Raw genomic sequence first — 17,951 nt, 5'->3', positions numbered from 1 at the left:
GGAAAATGAAGTTCCCTCACCTGTCTGCAACTTAAAAAAGAAATCCCCCAGAACGCAAAAGCACTCCGGGGGATAGGTGTTGCAGCTGTCGCTAACCTTAGAAAGCTGAAAGCTCGCGGCGCAGTTTCTGCGTAATGTTCTGCAGCTCAGACTGCTTGCGAACAACACGCGGTGTGATCATCACCAGCAGCTCCGTCCGCCGTGTGTCGTTTGTGGTGTTCTCTTTGAACAACTCACCAAACACAGGGATCTTGCGCAGGATCGGCACACCAGACTCACCATTCTCTTTACGTTCCTGAATGAGGCCACCCAGCAAAATGGTACGGCCAGATTCAACCACGATGTCCGAGTTGATGGTACGTGTTGCAATCGTTGGCGTCAGCGAACCTTCTTCAGTCTTGTTCTGAACCACGTTACTCACCTCCTGCTGGATCTGCAGCAGAACGGAGTTGTTAGAACGAATATTCGGCTCAACCTGCAAAACAATACCAGTGTCTTTCACGTCCACTTCGTTGGTCACAGTCACATTGCCATCATTGCTGGAAGACTGACTGCGGGACGCAAACGGCACCTGATCACCAATCACAAGACGCGCCTTACGACCATCCAGAACGGTCAGGTAAGGAGAAGAAATCACCTTCACTTTCGTGATGTTCTGCAGTGCCTTCAACACCACATCAACACCAACGGTATTCAGGGAAAGCGCACCACCAGCCGCCTTGGTTGGACGGGACGCACCATCGGCCACAGCACCAATGCCACCTGCAAAGTTGCCTTTGGCCAAATACCACTGCACACCGTAAGACAGGTTATCGTTGATGTTCACTTCCGCAATGGTCGCTTCAATCACCACCTGAGACAGCGGCAGATCAAGCGCCTGCACCACATCCCGGATGTGCTTGAACTCTTTATAGGTTGAATTCACCAGCAATGCATTGTTACGGCTGTCGGCCACGATGCCAACTTTGCTGCCCACAGCAACGCGGTTGCTAGGAGCATCAGTCAGACCATCAAACAGCTTATTTGCATTGCTGAAACGGTTGCTGATGGAATCCTCAGCTGGCCCGACAGACTCGCCATTTGCAGAAACCGGGAACTTACGTGCTGAAGAACCATTCCCACGAGAAGCCTGCTGACGCTGCTCAACTGGTGGCGCAGCAACACCACTACCGCCCTCACCTTCAAGGATCTGCGTCAGCTGTGTCGCGATCTCATTAGCAGGCAGGTACTTCAGGGTGATGATACGAACCTTCGGAGTATCCAGCAGGTTGTAGTCGACCTCTTTCGTAATCCGGCGCACACGCTGTAACATCTCACGGCTCTGCACCGCAACGAGCAATGACTGCTGCGTTTCCAGCGGAATGATCGTCAGCGGTGAAGTCAGCTGATTAGGATAAAGCTGCTGGAACAGAGTGGTAATCTGTTTCGCCACCTGGCTCGCAGAGCTCTGCTGCAGACGCAACACAGAAACAATCGTCTTATCATTATCGCGGTTATAAAGGCTGTTCACCAGCTCCTCTGCCGCTCCGATATCTTCCGGACGAGCACGAATAGCGATCTTGTTGGAACCTTCCACGGCAACAGCAGAGGCACCAGCTGGCAGAATAGCCTGCAAAACCTTCGCCGCATCATCAGAGGATGCAGAACGGACTGGCAGGATACGCAGCTTCAGGTCACCCGCAGAACCAACACCAGAAAACTGCTCAATTGCCTGAATGGTCTCAGGACGACCAATATGGAAGATCTGATCAATCAGCTTCAGGATGTAACCATTACGCCCAAGCAGAACACGCACCAAGGACAGCATCTGGTCTTTGGCGATCGGATTTTCTGTCTGGAAAGTAACTGTGCCTTCCAGAGGCTCATCAATCACATAATTGACCTGAAGAATACCACCCAGCGTCTGCTGAATGAAATACTCCAGCGATTCACCGCGGAAGTTCAGACGCACCACATCAGAAGTTGCCTTGGCATCACTGGCCTGAGCAACACGGATCTCTTGACGGTTGGCACTGTTAAGACGAGCATCAGCCAGCAGAACCTTGGCTTCTTCATCGTTAAAGAAGAACGCCGTTCCCGGTCTGCCCTGCGCCGCATTTTCACTGTTCACCCAACGGGTATTGATCGAACGACCCAGAGTGCCGCGTGAGTGGGATGCCAGTCGCGGTTGGCCTGAAAGGGCAAGATGAACATCACGCTGGTTCTCTTCTGAGAAGAAATATTGCAGCTGTTCTGTAAGCCCCGCTGGTGGAGCTGTGTCTTCCCATTCCTGATCAGCCGGCTGGGTCGTTGTACACCCCAGCAGGATCACGGAAATTGAAAATACGCCTGCTGTCTTGCGCAGCATTGAACTTAGTTTAGCACCAATCATTTCAAACCTATGCGTTCAGCACAAGCGCCCAACACGAACCCCGGGGCTAAACGAACCCGGGGCAATCGCACCTGTGCTGCCCGAACTTTCTTCGATTAAGTTAGACGCGGCCGTTATCCAAAAGCAGCTGAACTCTGCCCGCAGCGTCTGATGCATCCTGCCCACCCACTGACTGCTCTGCCACAGAAAGCGATTTGGAGATGGAGTTGGATACAAAGCCGACCAGACGCAGCGCGTACTCAGCTTCAAGAAGGGTCATAAGCGCTTTCTCGTCTTTCACGCGCTCATCGGCCAGCTCACGCACTTCTTTGCGCAGCTCTTCAATGATGGTGTGGCGCTGATCAAACTCAGGCTTGGCTGCATTGAGCTTAGTCGCTGCATCCGTCAAAACGCCTTCCAGAGTAGATTGACCGCTCTCATCCATCTCGCCAGTCTTTGGTGCGCCGGCCATCTCCTCAAGCGCAGTGCGCAGCAAGGACTGCACGGCATCACTCTCGCTGAGGTCTTCCAGCTTCACGTCAAGCTGCGCAACGGTGTCAGCAATCGCTGTTTCTACTTCACCGATGGATGTGTTGATCTGCGCAATCTCACCATTCAGACGCGCAACCTCTTTCGGATCCTTAATAAGCTCGCTATCCGGATCATCAGGGTCACTCGGCACAGTCGCTGGCAGGTTCGCCAATTCGTCCTGCTTGGAGGCAAGGCTGGTTTGCAGATCAGACAGCTGACCTTCCTGTTCCTGCTGTTGCAGATCCAGCGCTTCAATGTCAGCAGCAATATCTTCCTGCAGCGCCAGCGATTGCAGCAGTTCAGTGCGTGCAGAGCGAACCTTTTCAGATTGCCCAATCAGGTTTTGCTCTTTCAATGAAGTCTGAATTTCTTCAAAGCGCGCAACGACCTGCCCTACAAGCACCTCAAGGTTTGCTGTGTCTGGCGGTGGCTGCAAACCAAACGCTGCTGAAACGCCAACTGAAAGGAGCTGACTGGCAGACGGAATAGCTTCAACACTCTTGGCCGCCACCGGACGATCAAGCTGGATATTGCCATCTATTGCGTTGGATGCAGGTGTAGAACCAATCGATGATACTGCAGTCATGTCAGACTCCTTGAATTATCTCCACCTATATGTCGCAGATAACCCAGCGGTCATGTTGTGCCTTAAAACACAGAGCCCGCCCTCTAATGGACATTATTGGGGTAATTACGGAGTGAAATAATCGTTACTGTCATGTGTGTGCTGAACGTACAACACCCGCAGCATCCAACTGATGCAAAACAAAGAATAAGATCGGCCAGAAATCAGAAGAGCAGATTCACCCCTGAACATCAGGTCAAGCCGGCCCATCATCTCCAGTGGTCGCATCCTGCTTCGCAAGCGCCGCTCTCAGAGCTGACAAAACACCATCCGTGAGCAGCATGAAAGCATAGGCATAACCAGGTCGCCGCTTGTGCTCACTTAGCCTTGGCAACTGCGTGTATAGCCGCTGTAGCAGGTGATACCGGTTCTCAATCTTGGCAATCAGTTCATGAAGATCAGTCGGAGAGGAAGACCCGACCGAAAACATCTCCAAGCCAACTCGCGTCTCATCTGAAAATGTCAGACTCGGCTTTTCGTAGGCAAACCAACGGGATAAATCAAACTGCGCGCTGTACTTCAGATAAAGATGCTCAGCATCCCGCAAACGATTGACCGTCTGGACAGCCCGCTGAGAATACTCAAAACTATGATCTTTGGGCAGCACTCTGGTACGCGCCAGCTCAGTGCCATATTGCAGCGCCAGCTGCCGCTCGACCGACATACTGCCCGAACCGCGCGGCTTCACAGCCTCAATCCTGTGCGCAGACTTCAGCAAGCCCGCAGTAAATGACAGGTCCCGATACAGGATCCCGATATCGCCGGAAATCTTGGAATATTTCTCTGCCTGCGCAGGAGCTGTCAGCTCAACAATCCCGTTCTCATCCTCACCCAACTCATAGGGCAGATGCAGATACCCGGAGGTTGCGATCATGACGCATCGCTGTCGCGCGCCACAGCTTTCTTCTGCGCCTCCAGCGCGTAAGCAAGGCGCTTGGAATAGTCAATCAGGCTAGGCACAGGCCGCGTCTTCATCAGTTTATAGAAGCGCACCAACTCGGAGGTCGCCTCATCCAGCTTGCGGGACCATAACCAATGCTCGGCCAACCGCAGAGCAACAGCGGGATTGGCCTCATCAACCTGCTTTGCCTGACGAAGCGAGGTCTCAACCTCATCACCACCCAGCGGCCAACTCGAATGACTCAAAGCCAATCCCAGCCAGTACTCAGCATTTTTAGGGTTGAGCAAGCAAAGCACCTTGAACTGCTCTTCAGCAGAAGCCTTCTGCTGCAAATGCAAGGCTTGATACGCAAACTGATAAAGCACTTTTTCCAGTTTACCGTCCGCATTGAGAGCTGCCGAAAGCCCCTGCCCTGAACGCAGCGCATCAAGCACAGCACGTGCACTCACATCGCCGCCGCCAAGTGCTTGGAAGACCGCATCAAGGTCAACCTCAACGTCGGATGGCAGCTCGTCAGAAGCCGGAGCATTTTGTGTAGCAGGTGCTTGTGACATCATTTGTCCCCGGCCTCAGAATTTTATGAAGGTATCAGCGCAAAGACGCTAGGCGTTGTTCAGACCAGACAGCAGCTTTTGAGCCGCCTGATGGATCTCAGCATCCTTACGTTCCAAAGCGTACTTCAGCGTATCTTCCAGATCTTCTTTCGCCTCGGTGATATGGCCGAGAGCAAGACAAGCAACGCCAGAGAAGTAGTAAGGACGCGGGTTGGTAGGATCGAGCACCATTGCAGCAGAGGCTGCCTGAACCGCAAGCGTGTACTGCTGCAGCTGCACCGCGCAGTTTGCCAGACCAAGCTGAACATCAACATTGATCGGCTCAAGCAAAACCAGACCGGTATAGATCTCAAGAGCCTTCTCTGTCCGGCCTGTATCCATCAACCCCTTGGCCATCACCAGCCCCGGATTGATATCGTCTTTTGTCAGCCCCAAACTCCGGCCAATCGCGCCCTTTGCAATTGCCTTAATGTCTTCTTCTGGAGTTTTGCCCAGTTCTGGAACAAGCTCAGTCATAACGTGCCTCTTTGCGGCTCTAAAATTAGATTGTTTTGAAGGATATCGGCGAGCTTAAAGGTGAAACACCATAGCGCCATCCAGCTCATCTGAGAGCGTCGTCTGCCCCGCGCCCAACAATGGATTGCTGGCATACCCACCTGCATCAGCTGAAACCAACGGCTGATAAAGGCTCACAACCGACAGCAACTCTTCCACTAGCACTGTCAGCTTGTCCAAATCCGTGTAGCCACGACAGCTCACGGAAAGCACCAGTTCTTCTGCGCCATCATTAGTCTTGCGCAGGTTCGCCAGGCACCGGAATTGAGAAAGACAAGCCAGATTGAGATGCAGGATCTCTTCGATCTGCCTGTTTCGCGTTCCAACCGTTTCACTCAGCGCACCAATCACAGTGGTGACATCTATGCCCCCGCCATCAAGCGCGTCTGAAAACACAAGTTGAACCCCGTCAACATTCATTGAAGCGGTGTTCTGCTCGGAGAATATCGGAGCACCCAACCCCAGCTTTCGCCAGAGCTTATCCAAGCACCCTGAGTAGTTTATGGCGAACACGAGCAATCCTCTCTGAGATGCGCAAGATCAGCAGCTAATCAGCAAACGCAGAAAAACAGGTGTGCGTTGAGGGTAATAAACGCACACCTGCTTTTTCGGCTTAACCGCGAGTAATCGCAGCCGCCCGTTCGTTTTCGATTTCCCGGGATTCTTTCAGGAACTGAATGATCGCACGGATGATGTCATCCAGAGCTTTCTGGATGGATTCAGCCTGATCATTCTCCTTACGAACCTCTTCTGCCGCAGCAGCCAGTTCCTGAGAAATCGCTTCATCTTCTTTTGCATTCGCCTGAGTAAACGCACTCGCAGCCTGCGAAGTCGTGTTACCCAGAGTGTTCGCAACACCACCGATTGTGGCGATGGACTGTGCACGGGAACCAGATGCACTTGCAACAGCATCAAAGCCTTTTGCCTGAGAGCGGAAGTCACCTGCACGCTGAGAGTAGAAGTCACCCAGCTTGCCGCCTTTACCAGGCGCAACATCCGCAGCTTTGGCATCCATCTTCGCTGCCTGCGAGTTCGCATTGGCTGAGTTCTTTGCAGCACCCAGACCTTTAGCAGCACTACCAATCGCAACAGCAGACATCACGATGGAAACAGCGGAAGAAACAACAGTCACAACAAGACTGATGATCGCACCCGTACGGGTCTCTTCAGCTGCATCACGGCTTTTGCCAGCCTGTGCATGCATCTGCGTCTTCACGGTTTCACGCGCAATCAGACGAGACTCAAGCTCATTGTTACGCTGGTTGATGGCTGACTTGAACAGCGCCTGAGCAATCAGACGGGACAGATTACCAGTGCTGTCGATCTTATCCAAAGAACCTATTGCAACAGTCGCAGCTTCCAAACGCCCCAGAACTTCATCAGTGGTCGCCTGATCAAAATCTGCACTTGCAGCAAACTGCGGCAAGGAGACGAGAGACAGGAAAGTACCGTGATGCTCTGGTGGCAAAGTTGCCAGACGCGCTTCTACGCTTTGCTGGAATTTTGTTGCACGCTCTTCAGAAACAGCAAGTTTGCCGTCCTGAAAGAAACTGGGCGGCAGATAGTCACGATTGTAATTAGTACCTACAGTTGCGTTCATAAATACCTCCTCTTAACCTGCAAACTTGGTTCTGCTCAGCGTGTCAGCACGCTCATTCATGGAGCTCACTGTTCCATCCAGCGCATCTGCAAACTGCTCACCAGCCTTCGTCAGAATTGCCAGCAACTGGTCAATGATCTGACTAAGCAACTGGATGAATGCATCAAGATCTGCGGCATCTGCCTGCAGTTCTTTCGCCTGCGCAGCATCCTGACTTGCGGTGTAAGAAACCGCACCAGCTGCGATGGAACCTGCACTACTACCGATCTGAATGATCGCGGACGTGATGGAAGAGATCGCCTGGATCATCGCACCAACACTGCCTGCCTGTGCACCAGGAATGAAGAAGGATGCAGCAGCCATGACGATACCAACAACGGCACCAACCACCTTCATCGCAATGTCCACCTTCATGATGGTATCTTCATCAGCTCCGGCGGCGGCAGCTATGTGCCCGGCGATACTTCGTCCCGTGGCCGCTTGCACCGTGGCATCAATGGCCATGGCAAGCTGCACCACCCCGGCAGCAATCATAAACGCCCCGACAACCTGAAGCCCTGGAATAACCGCCAGAATACTACCCGCCACAATGGAGATCGCCGCAGCAATCCACTGGAACGCCAGAGAGATCTTCTGCCAGATGCTGAGACCCTTCTGCTTCTTCTCAGCTTCTTCCTGCTTACGGATGGATTCTTCGAGCTTGATCGCCTTATCCTGCAAAGCACCTTTCTGCTTCGCCTGAGTGAGGTTCACCTTGTTCTTCTCAACCGCTTCCTGAGTGCCCTGCATCTTGTCCAGAACAGACGCAACAAGCACTTCAATATCCTGGAAGCTGGAAGTCGTCAGAGGTGTGTCAGAACCAACCTGAGTGAGGCTGTTTGAAAGACGCGTAATGTGCTGCGCAAACGCAATGGTCGCAATCATTGGCGTACCACCAACAGACGCCAGTGCACCCGGACCAACTTTACCCGCACCTTTTACATCACCAGCCTTGCCGGTCATCTCAGAGGTCGTATCAAAAATATCGCCCAGACTATTGCTGTTCAGACCCAGGCCCAGACCTTTAGGAAGCTCCATATCTATTCTCCATACTTAAATTATTGGGATAAAAGCTAATGTCAGACCAGCTTCTGGCGCGCGCTTTTCATCATGGTTTGCGCATACTTCTTGTCGTCGTAATTTTTGACAGGATCATCAAACATACGCAGCGCAGCCTCAAAAGCATCACCAGCTTCCTGATACTCTTTCGCAGCCATCAGGCACTCACCAAGACGCAGGTAACCCTGAGGGTTCGTCGCATCCATGCTAATGAAGTGCAGATAGAGCTTCACAGCCATGCGAACATCGCCCTGAATCTGATAGGTCATTGCAAGGCCATAGGTGTACTGCTCTTCCATCGGCGCGATCTGCACCAGCATAATGAACAGTGATTTCGCCTTCTCGACCTGACCGACAGAGATATTGCGGCGCGCCATTTCATAAACAGCACCCAGCTCCTCCTTGGAGAGGTCAAGCATCTCAGAGATGGAAACACCCTGCTTCAGCAACTGGTAAAATTGCTCGTCTTTGAAGCCCAGTGAATCAACATGCTCGATGAGCGGCTCAGCGATCTCTTTAATCGTTTCGACAAAGAGTTCCGGTGATTGTTTAGGCATATCCAGAAGTGACATGGCGCTCTTTCTTTATCTCTGACTAATTCAGCATTTAAGAAAACAATAGAGCGCAATCAGAAGGTGTTCTGTGCCAAACAGAACACAAGAATAGGCAATACACATTGTGCAGTGATTTTTTATGCGTCACGAATATGTGAGCGAAGACAACACACTGCCGAACCACAGTTCGCAGCAGCGCATTTCAATCAAAAAGAGAGGAACTCTGCCCCCTCCTTGATCTCAACCCAATTTTATTGAGAGAGTTTTTGCCGTCGATTACCCAGATAGATGTCAATTGCATCCTTGGCCTTATCAGCATCATGGAGCGTATAAAGACAGCGCGCCCGAATATAGTGACGCATGGATTGCTCATCGGAGCGGGTGTACTTTCCAAACTGCTCAAGCGGATCTAGCAGGTCCAGCTCACGCAAACTTTCAAGCGCCAGATCAAACCGATTGAGCAAGAAGAGAAGGATGGTGCGAGCGAGCAAAACCTCCTTGGAGTCATCCTCCATCACCATCATGCCCTGAACCATGGTCAAAGCCTCTGCATACTTGCAGTTCTGCGTCATGATGTAGACGCTCAAGAGCAGAAAATCCCGCTGCCGACTGTTAAGAGCTGCCATAACCTCTACCCCTGCAACAACATGGCAAGCGCTGCTTGCAGGTCTTCATCAAGCAGGACATCACCCATCAGCAGATCAGCGACACTTTTTAGGATACGCTTTCTTTCCCCCTGCTCCCGCAGAGCAGCAGCAGCAAACAAGCGCTGAAGCTCCTTGCGCATTTCACTCAGCTCAGTCGGAAGAAGAATGTCTGTCTCTGACAGATCCGGCAACAACAGGGCCGGCAACCGCTCATCCAAAGTTGGACGATGAAGCACTTCATGCAAAGGCCGGACTTCAGGTAAGAATACGGGAGCAAGCTTCTTGCCCTCAGGCAACTGAACCTGATCTTCAACCTTCCAGTTGGAGACCTCGTTCACCCCAATTGTAATTGATGCAACCCGCATTCTGAATTCCGTACTCAGTTAAAGCAAAAGGCAGCCCTGACCACGAAAGCCAGAACCGCCAACTCTATAAATGTACCCTAGGAGAAGCCGCGCGCGATCTGAATGTTCAGATCAAAGCTACGACGCACTGTACCCGTCGCCTGCTCATAAGAACGGTTCTGCTCACGGTTATCCTGGTTGATATCGTTGGTCAGCAACTGCGGGTTCAACAAAGTCACCGCATCACTCAACTGCGTCGAAAACCGCTCCCACTGCGTACGCTTAAAGGAGTTCTTGCTTCCGCTACTGTTGTTGATCAAATCATGCGTCGGACGAGTGATGTTGAACTCTTTCTCGACCGGATGAGGTTTCCCTGCTGCAAGATCCTCAAACATGTAAGCGACGGCAGTACTAAACTGACCCGGATTATCAAAGGACACAGACAAACTGTGCGTCTCCTTATCAGCATCCTTACCGGTCTTTACAAATTTCTTCAGTGCTTCGTTCACAATGCGCTGCATTTCAGCATATGCCTGAGACAACTGGTTCAACTGTGTCAGCTGCTCAGTTCTCATCGTGATAACAGCTTGCTGCCGCAAGCTAGCCTGGTTCTGAATAAGCGCTACCAGCGTAGGCAAATCCAACCGAGAAACAGTTCCATCTGAATTCGTAATACCACCAGCCGACAACATCTGCTGCTCAGCTTGTTTGATAGCCAGAATGCGCTGTTCCTGCTCAATGAAAACCGCATACCCACGGTTGATTGATGCATTACTGTCTGGCGTCAGAACGTTACGTGAATTGCGCGCAGGATTAGCCAGATTCGGCGTCTTCACATCAAAATAAGCGTGCGCTCGCTCAAACCGCTTAACGATCTCCTGCATCTCTGTCCCGAGATCTGAAGGCGCATAAATTCCACTTTTCGGAACATTCTCCAGCAACATTTCAAGTTGCTTTATGTACGCCTGCTTATCCGTATTGAACTTGGTTTGATCATCCCCTCCAGTCTTATTGGTCAGAGGCTTGTTCTTAACTGCATCAATCTGGTCATTAATCTGCTTTCTGATGACAGCACGGCTTGACTCCAAATCCGTACCGGACTTGGGCAACAAATCCAGCAATGGCGCGATCTTAGTCAAAAAGACCGGATTATTTGCCAATCTCTCTTGCTCAGTCTTGGTGTGCTGGAAAATCCGGGATTTGGTCAGTTCATTCACAACAGTGATGCTGCGCTTATCGTCAGAACGAATGACACCCACCTGATTATCACCAGTACCAATCACAGTACGACCCGCCTGAATATCAGCTTCAGAAAAGTTGTCGCGCAGATAGCGCAGCTGAACAGCTGGGTGCCAGGACAAGAACTGCTGCGGCGTCGGATTGTTGTAGTTCGCAGGCAAATCCTCATCTGCAACGGTATCAGCAGGATCTACCAGAACGCTATCGACATATGCGTTGTATTTACTTGGATCTGTCGCATGAGCGGTCGTCCCTGGAATCGACAACAACGGATTCTCATAATCCGGATCATTTTCAGGCAAATTGGAAAGAAAACTATCCCAAACACTCGTCTGCGTCTCTGCGGCCTGTAACGTGCCGGACTGGGCAGCAGCTTTTTCCTGCGCACCATCACCTGCACCACCAGAACCAGCTTTGGATGCATCATCATCTTTAGGAGTGACAAGAGTATTCGGATCGACAGGTGTAGAGGAACCTGAACCTACATTATTTATCATTTTCATCTCCTCACTTCACAAAATCAGACGAGTACGACCCGCATTTCGTTGGGGCTTGATGGCTTGGGAACGAACACCTCCAGTCTCATTTTCATGATCTTTCAGGCGTTTCGTAAAATGCTCAGCAATCGCGTCATAACCCTGCAAAAAATCTTCAAAACTTCTTGAGGAAAGCAAGCCACCGATCAAACGCTGCGCAGCCGGATCTTTCTGAACCGCAGGCAAGTCCACCAGCTCCTGAAGGCTTGCAGCCATCTGAAAAGAGACGTCCTGCCACTCACCTTCTGAAGGCCAGTTCCTACCAGTATTACAAGCACTTAAGGCCTCATCCAGATAGGAGCACAAATCACCCGCATCACCAGTGACAGTGAACTGGGGAAGCAACTCATCTTTGCTGGATCTGGTCTTCGCCATACAACATTCCCATCAAAACACGATCTTCCCTCTATAGCTGTGAGGCTTAAGACCCTGCTGTTCCGATCGACACACCCAAAAATCGAAACCACAGGAAAGGCAGAATTAGCAAAATGGGTGACACCGCTTGTGCCGCCCGACACAAAGCAATTCCACTAAAAGAAGTATGAGAAAGACATATACCTATTCATATTATCAGCGGGGGACTTGCCATGAGCTTAGAGGTCTTAAGATCAACCATTGCTACTCACAATGCTGAGTCGCCTGTCGGCGCTCCGCTGGTGGCAGAAGCAACCGGTCAACGCCGCGCTGAACGCGTTATGCAGCTTAACAATCCATCCAAGCTGACAGACGCTGCCGAAGAGCTGGGACAGGCCGTCTCCTCCCGCTTGGATAAGAGATCATTGGAGAGCCGCTCAATCCGTCAGGGTCAGGGTGCAAACATCGAAGCGATCACCCGGATTGCCGATTACTACGACAAACTGCCAGACATGCCTTCGCAGGAAAAACTGCAAGGTTTGGTTCAACTGCTGCAAGACTATCAGAACAACTACAGTTCTGGTGGCGGCTCCAGTCAACTGACACCTCAGGATGTCTTCGCATTCCTGCAGCAGTTTGATGGCGATGTCACACACCAATACGCTGCCCTGCAAATCGCCATTGAGCATTTCGAGAACACTGGCGCAAATGATGCGTTACTGGGTGCTCTGCTCAATGCGCGCGAGTACATGGAAAGCGGCGAGACCGGCAGAGATGTCCGCGCTGGCTTCGCGGTGGCAGAACTGGCTCATGATAAAGCCGAGGATCTGGGAACAGACCCAGCCGTCATCCGTGAACATTACCGCGACATGCTGCGCAGTGAGGCAAACTTCGGCATCATCTTCGACAAGTTCAATGATCTGATCGCCCGCCATCACGCTTTGCACCAGGACGTCAATGGAAACGAAGGCTCGCCCCTCACCTCATTTGACGATGTCGTAGAGCTGTTCACCACCGCAGCGAGCCAGGGACTGGAGATTGCCGATACTCAGGACGAGCCAGCTCACCTGGAAGCTGTCCTGACCGAACTCGGCAAGCTGAAGAGCCTGCGGACCGTTTATGAAGGTGTCCATGTCGCGACTAAGCTAACAGGTCGTAATTTTGGGGAGTTCAATCGTGTGGTCGATGAGCTGGGCACAGACTCACTCGCCAGCTCCCTTTTCCACTATCTGGGTAAAGCGGTAACCTCACCAGCGGATGCGCAAGGCCTCGTTGCTCCACTGGCTCCGGCAGGTGTGAGCGCATCCCTGAACTACACCAACAACCTGCTGGCACTGCACCGCGAGGTTCCGGATACAATTCTCACCAATGAGAACATCCGCAACCAACAGCTCGAAACGCTTCTGGTTCTGTCAGAACAGCTGACGATATTGGAAGAAGAGCAGTATCAGACAGCATCCGACACCGTAACGTTCGAAAACGCCAACCTGATCACTGCTGGATCCACCAGTGTTCATTGAGCCTTCATTGCCAGCAAAATAACAGCAACACAAACGACGTTCAGAAAAAGCAAAGGAGAGATTTGAATGCAGTTTTCAAGTGCTATCCAGTCAAGTCTGGAAGCGTTCGCAAACAATATGAAAATCCCTTTTTCTCCTCAAGCGGATGGGAGTCTGAGTTACCTCCTATCACAATCTGGAGAGCTGACGTTTACTCCTGTCGAGAACGGCAACAGCATCGTTGTGAGCCTCGGCCGTGCTATAACAGGTGATCAAAATTCAGCAAATGAAGCGCTTTTGACCAAAGCTGGCTTTAGGCCTGAAATCGGAACCAACCTGCATGCGGGAAAATCAAAAGATGGAACGTTACACCTAGCAGTCCTTTACGAAGCAGGACAACTTAGCCCTGCAAAACTAGAACAAACGGTCGACTATCTAATAGGTGAATTGAGTTCACTTTAAATACTACGACTACTACGTGCAGGTATACACCAGCTTCAATCATATAATGACTCACACTTGTTCACATTACGGAGGGAAATCGTGACTTTTTCGCACTTAAAATCACAATCCCGAGGGATACGAACAATATCCATTAAAATATAAGTTAGATGATGACAGTCAGACTTGACTCGCCTATTAGCTGTCTTAATTATAGTTTTAACCGTGTTCTGAAGCACAATTCTTTGCAATTGTGTACAAGTGAGATTGGGGTGGAATATTGGTAGAGTATAATAAAAACAAGACGAAGTATATTTGCTCTACGGAGAACAGTATATCTTCAAACTCTGAAATAGCTGCACTTATTTAAGTAAGAGGTCACGGTACATTTCTATGGAAAAGGCAGTATATGATGCAAGCCTGGGTAGAGGCGCATCACAAGCTCATAATACTGGCACCTCATCCTCAGGTGAAAGCAGCTGGAAAGAGAATGCAGCGCTGTTTCAAGAGCTGAATGATGAATTATGTGCATCTTTAGAGCAGTCAGCGATCCGTCAAACCTACTCAAATGGCGAAAACATCTATCTTCAGGAAGATGAAGCTGAATTTCTCTACATCATCGAAAGCGGTCACGTTCGCTTGAGCCACTTGCGTGAAGATGGATCTACCTTCCTTTATGCCATCATCACTGCGGGCCAAAGCTTCGGCGAACTGGGTGTATTTCAGCGATCTGTACATGCCGACACAGCATGCGCATTGGGAGATGTTGTCGTTCATAAGATCAGACGTTCTGCATTTCATGTCATCAACGAACAGAGTGCAGAGATCTGCCGCGCGCTGGCTGTAGTCGTAGCGAAACACTATCGCTCCTACATCGAATCAACCCGCTGCCTGTCATTGCCGAGCCTATCAGCTCGTCTGGCTCACGCTCTGCTCAGCTTGCTGGAGTCTATTGGCACTCCGGCTGGGAGTGATCCGAGGGACAAGTCTGTCATCTCTGGTGCTATCGTCACTCAGAGCGACTTGGGCGCGATGGCTCGCGGCACACGCAGCAACATCAATCGCCGTCTGAAAGAATGGGAGCGCGCAGGTATCATAAAAATTCAGGATCGTTCTATCACTGTGCTGAATAGGACAATGCTGGAGCGGAACTTGCTCAATAATGAATCAAACTTTTAAGAAGCTGGTAAGCGTTGAAACAAAGGACTGACGCGTGCAGGAAGAAATCACCAATAACGAGATGTATGTCACCGATCTGGAAGAGGCTTTGAAAAGCCCACAAGGCTCAGATCATGCGCAGCTCCTCGGAAAAAAGTTGGAAGACCTTTCTGCTCAGATGCGTCGCAAGTCTGAGGAACCTCAGACCGAGGCTGACTATCAACGCATTCAGACAGTGATAAACGGCATCACTGCTGCTCAGGACGTCCTGCGCAAATTTCCAGTACAGAGTTAGAGCCGCGCAAATATTAGGAGAGTCAACATGACGTCTTTTACCCAAGGCATTACAGGCCCATACACGTCCGCAGCTCCCGCCGCTTTAGAGAACAAAGCGGGCATGAACGCACTTGACATCAGCGTCCGCTTTCAGACCGAGATGGATAAGATCAATGACAAGATCATTGAAGCTCAAAACTCCAACCTGGCTGAAACCGAAAAGATGTTCACCCTGCAGTTGCTGGTAAACACATACACCACCATGGGTCAGACACGTACCAGCATGGTGAAGGCGCACGCAGACATGGTGAAGTCCTGCGCACGTAACATTTCCTAAGTCATTGAAAGGCTCTCTTCTGCCTGCGTGAGCACGTGCATAAGAGAGCCTTTTTTTATTCAGGCACATGAGACAAGCCCGGTTATACCGAGCCTGAACAACTCATGGTATTTTCTCGTTCGCGTTTGGAAACACAGCCATAATTGCGAACTCCAGCGCTTGTTAGGTGGGACAGCGAATGGGTAAACTCATCCTCAAAATACTTGTAGGCCAACAGGCTGGCGCTGAAGTAATGCTCGAGCCGGGTGAGTATACACTTGGCTCCGACAGAAACGATGATCTGCAGATTGCTGACCTCAGCGTCGCCGCAGGCCATATGCAGCTGCGCTTGCAAGACAATAAAATTGAAATCTCCGCCAAAGCTGGCGACATTCGCACTGAAAATGGTGTCTCTCTTAACAGCGGAGATGACGAGTGGATCGAAATTGAACCATTGGATGTCATAAACATTGGTGTCGTCAAGATCGCTCTAGGCGCGAAGAACGCCCAGTGGGCGACGCTCAGCAAAGCACTGAATGCAGCCGGTGAAAGTGAAAACGAGAAAGCCGAAAACTCTGCAGCTAACTCGCTGCTAGGTGAAAACTCAAAGCATGTCGATGCGGTTATGGCTCCGCTCACAAAACACCGCAAACGCATTGCCCTTGCAACGGTTGCAAGCGCAGTGGTCCTTGGTGGGTTCTATCTCGTAGGTTCTGGTAAGATTTCCCCTCGCACCGCAAGTGCTCTCCCAAACGGTGGAATTGAAGCTGTGCGCGTAGCTTTGGCTGACCTCCCCTTCGCAGAGAGCTTAAGCCTGCGCCAGGATGTGGATGATCAGATTTACCTGACAGGATATGTCAGCGAGCCAGTTCAACGCCGCGCAATTACTGAAGCAGTAGAACGCACAGCTGTTCCTGTTCGTCTACGTGTCCGTGTCATCGAAACACTGAAAAAGGATATCGCCGGTTATCTACAATCCCGCGGTTCAAACGTGAGCTTTGCACTCGCGGATGACGGTGAACTGACCCTCAGCGGCTCCGTGCTGGATAAGGCTGAGGCTGACCAGTTGATTGCAGATCTGCGCGGCCTGAATGGCATCTCCAGCGTAACTTCCCAAATTAAGACCGCTGATGATTATCTTTTGGATGTCCGCAAACTTGCCAAACGGGCACTGATTGATGACACCATCATCTTCCGCCTTGATGACAAAACGCTGGAAGTAAGCGGCATCATTGCCAGCCAGGACATCGATCGCTGGTCAGGTTTCCTGCGCTCTTACTCTCGCCAATACGCATCTGAGATCCCTTTGCGTTCTCTGGTCAAATTGGTTCAGGAAAACGGTCAGGTTGTTGACCTCAAAGCCAACTTTGATGGCGGCATCGAACCTCTGCTTGCCGCTGTTGATCCGAAGACCAATGAGCCGGTTGAAGAACGTCAGACAAAGGTGCTTGAGCTCGCACGCGCGATCAAACAGCAGGATGGCTTTGCCCCAGAACGTCGTGGCACAAAGTCTTCCAGCCGTGTGGAAAAGAGCAACACAGAAGCAAAATCGGCAAAAGCAGAAGTATCTCCATTACAAGAAGCAACTGAACGTTTGCTAAGCAGTATCGGCATTGGCTCTGCACAAGCATCAACACCTCCATCGGGCATCTCTGAGGATTTGGAGAAAAAAGAGCCGGAAGGAGTTACCGCCCAAAGCGAAGCCGATGCACAGTTCCAACAAATTGCCTTGAACGATCCGGAGTTGAGTGAAGCAGCTGAGGTCGTCTTCCTTGCATGGATGAAATCTGCTGAGGCGAAAACTGTACCGGACGATCTGAAGAAGAACTTCCTGCCACTTTTGGTAACACCTCCATCTGAGGGACCACTCTGCTCTAAGAACCTGTCAGTGCCAGTCTCCCAGATCCCGGTAACTGTGCTTTGGCTCGATATTCTCAGCAGCAGTGAAAGTCTGGCAATCACCACATTCCCGGAAGATCGCCAACGCTACATTCTAGAAGCTGCCGTAAACCCGGCGGCCACACGTGATTGCTTGATTAAGGCGGAGCAGAGCAGCAAAATCGATCTGGTGCCCTACTCCAACTTCATTCGTGAAAGCCTGCGTAATCCAGAGTTCATCAGCTTCCTGACAAGAGATCTGAACACACCGTCGCTGACGGTTTCCGGTGCAAGTCTGATTGGAGAACGCTACGTCCTGAGCGATACCAACAAACGCTACAAAAAAGGCCAGTCCATCGACCAAAGCAGCCGTCTCGTTGCTGTAGGTGAACTTGGAGCGTTGGTCCGTGAATACGAAGGATACTCCGTCGCGATATACGGAGACCAGACGGCCTGGGTCGTCCGCGAAGCAAACGCGAAACCTTAAGCGAAAAA

General features: G+C 51.1%; 19 protein-coding genes. 6 read left to right on the top strand and 13 right to left on the bottom strand.

Features of this window, described 5'->3' with window-relative positions:
- Nucleotides 1–97: 97 nt before the first annotated feature.
- The 13 genes from gspD to PJE062_RS00270 form a co-directional block, all read right to left on the bottom strand.
- Complete coding sequence (gene gspD, locus PJE062_RS00330) at nt 98–2,371, bottom strand: type II secretion system secretin GspD (protein ID WP_208982078.1); 2,274 nt, start codon at nt 2,369–2,371, stop codon at nt 98–100.
- Between the two features lie 100 nt (nt 2,372–2,471).
- Nucleotides 2,472–3,467 carry a hypothetical protein gene (locus tag PJE062_RS00325; protein WP_008547085.1) on the bottom strand — a complete coding sequence of 332 codons (996 nt, stop codon included), beginning with the start codon at nt 3,465–3,467 and terminating at the stop codon, nt 2,472–2,474.
- Nucleotides 3,468–3,702: 235 nt separating this feature from the next.
- Nucleotides 3,703–4,380: a hypothetical protein gene (locus PJE062_RS00320; RefSeq protein ID WP_008546222.1), complete on the bottom strand. Its 678-nt coding sequence runs from the start codon at nt 4,378–4,380 to the stop codon at nt 3,703–3,705.
- On the bottom strand, nt 4,377–4,961 hold the full coding sequence (locus PJE062_RS00315; protein ID WP_157039009.1) for a hypothetical protein: 585 nt from the start codon (nt 4,959–4,961) through the stop codon (nt 4,377–4,379). The genes PJE062_RS00320 and PJE062_RS00315 overlap by 4 nt, the downstream gene beginning before the upstream one ends.
- A gap of 48 nt (nt 4,962–5,009) precedes the next feature.
- Nucleotides 5,010–5,477, bottom strand: a complete 468-nt coding sequence (locus PJE062_RS00310) for a tetratricopeptide repeat protein (RefSeq protein WP_008546856.1) — start codon at nt 5,475–5,477, stop codon at nt 5,010–5,012.
- A gap of 54 nt (nt 5,478–5,531) precedes the next feature.
- On the bottom strand, nt 5,532–5,936 hold the full coding sequence (locus PJE062_RS00305) for a hypothetical protein (protein WP_208982077.1): 405 nt from the start codon (nt 5,934–5,936) through the stop codon (nt 5,532–5,534).
- A gap of 193 nt (nt 5,937–6,129) precedes the next feature.
- The gene (locus PJE062_RS00300) at nt 6,130–7,116 is read right to left on the bottom strand and encodes a hypothetical protein (protein ID WP_008546173.1); all 987 of its coding nucleotides are present in this window, start codon (nt 7,114–7,116) and stop codon (nt 6,130–6,132) included.
- A 12-nt stretch (nt 7,117–7,128) separates the two neighbouring features.
- Complete coding sequence (sctE, locus tag PJE062_RS00295) at nt 7,129–8,193, bottom strand: type III secretion system translocon subunit SctE (protein WP_008546475.1); 1,065 nt, start codon at nt 8,191–8,193, stop codon at nt 7,129–7,131.
- Between the two features lie 41 nt (nt 8,194–8,234).
- Nucleotides 8,235–8,786, bottom strand: coding sequence for a hypothetical protein (locus tag PJE062_RS00290; protein WP_008546676.1), 552 nt, complete (start codon nt 8,784–8,786; stop codon nt 8,235–8,237).
- Between the two features lie 233 nt (nt 8,787–9,019).
- Nucleotides 9,020–9,394, bottom strand: coding sequence for a hypothetical protein (locus tag PJE062_RS00285; RefSeq protein ID WP_014286168.1), 375 nt, complete (start codon nt 9,392–9,394; stop codon nt 9,020–9,022).
- Between the two features lie 5 nt (nt 9,395–9,399).
- Nucleotides 9,400–9,780: a hypothetical protein gene (locus tag PJE062_RS00280; protein ID WP_008546577.1), complete on the bottom strand. Its 381-nt coding sequence runs from the start codon at nt 9,778–9,780 to the stop codon at nt 9,400–9,402.
- Nucleotides 9,781–9,857: 77 nt separating this feature from the next.
- Complete coding sequence (locus PJE062_RS00275; RefSeq protein WP_008546468.1) at nt 9,858–11,495, bottom strand: hypothetical protein; 1,638 nt, start codon at nt 11,493–11,495, stop codon at nt 9,858–9,860.
- A 15-nt stretch (nt 11,496–11,510) separates the two neighbouring features.
- Nucleotides 11,511–11,909 carry a hypothetical protein gene (locus tag PJE062_RS00270; RefSeq protein ID WP_008546696.1) on the bottom strand — a complete coding sequence of 133 codons (399 nt, stop codon included), beginning with the start codon at nt 11,907–11,909 and terminating at the stop codon, nt 11,511–11,513.
- 212 nt (nt 11,910–12,121) lie between these two features.
- Here PJE062_RS00270 and PJE062_RS00265 point away from each other — a divergent pair, with 212 nt between their 5' ends.
- From PJE062_RS00265 to PJE062_RS00240, 6 genes are all read left to right on the top strand, one after another.
- A complete protein-coding gene (locus tag PJE062_RS00265) occupies nt 12,122–13,408 on the top strand; it encodes an HrpJ domain-containing protein (protein ID WP_037035718.1) in 1,287 nt (428 codons plus the stop codon).
- A 66-nt stretch (nt 13,409–13,474) separates the two neighbouring features.
- On the top strand, nt 13,475–13,849 hold the full coding sequence (locus PJE062_RS00260; RefSeq protein WP_037035716.1) for a hypothetical protein: 375 nt from the start codon (nt 13,475–13,477) through the stop codon (nt 13,847–13,849).
- 372 nt (nt 13,850–14,221) lie between these two features.
- On the top strand, nt 14,222–15,007 hold the full coding sequence (locus PJE062_RS00255; protein ID WP_008547079.1) for a Crp/Fnr family transcriptional regulator: 786 nt from the start codon (nt 14,222–14,224) through the stop codon (nt 15,005–15,007).
- A 34-nt stretch (nt 15,008–15,041) separates the two neighbouring features.
- Nucleotides 15,042–15,281 (top strand): EscE/YscE/SsaE family type III secretion system needle protein co-chaperone, encoded by a 240-nt coding sequence (locus PJE062_RS00250; RefSeq protein WP_008546808.1) that lies wholly within the window; start codon nt 15,042–15,044, stop codon nt 15,279–15,281.
- A 27-nt stretch (nt 15,282–15,308) separates the two neighbouring features.
- Nucleotides 15,309–15,599 carry a hypothetical protein gene (locus PJE062_RS00245; protein ID WP_008546575.1) on the top strand — a complete coding sequence of 97 codons (291 nt, stop codon included), beginning with the start codon at nt 15,309–15,311 and terminating at the stop codon, nt 15,597–15,599.
- A gap of 178 nt (nt 15,600–15,777) precedes the next feature.
- The gene (locus tag PJE062_RS00240; protein WP_008547282.1) at nt 15,778–17,943 is read left to right on the top strand and encodes an FHA domain-containing protein; all 2,166 of its coding nucleotides are present in this window, start codon (nt 15,778–15,780) and stop codon (nt 17,941–17,943) included.
- Nucleotides 17,944–17,951 lie beyond the last annotated feature (8 nt).

Origin of the sequence: Pseudovibrio sp. JE062, assembly GCF_000156235.1 — a bacterium.
Classification (GTDB): domain Bacteria; phylum Pseudomonadota; class Alphaproteobacteria; order Rhizobiales; family Stappiaceae; genus Pseudovibrio.
The sequence above is the reverse complement of the archived record's forward strand: the minus strand, read 5'-3'. Positions and strand labels throughout refer to the sequence as shown.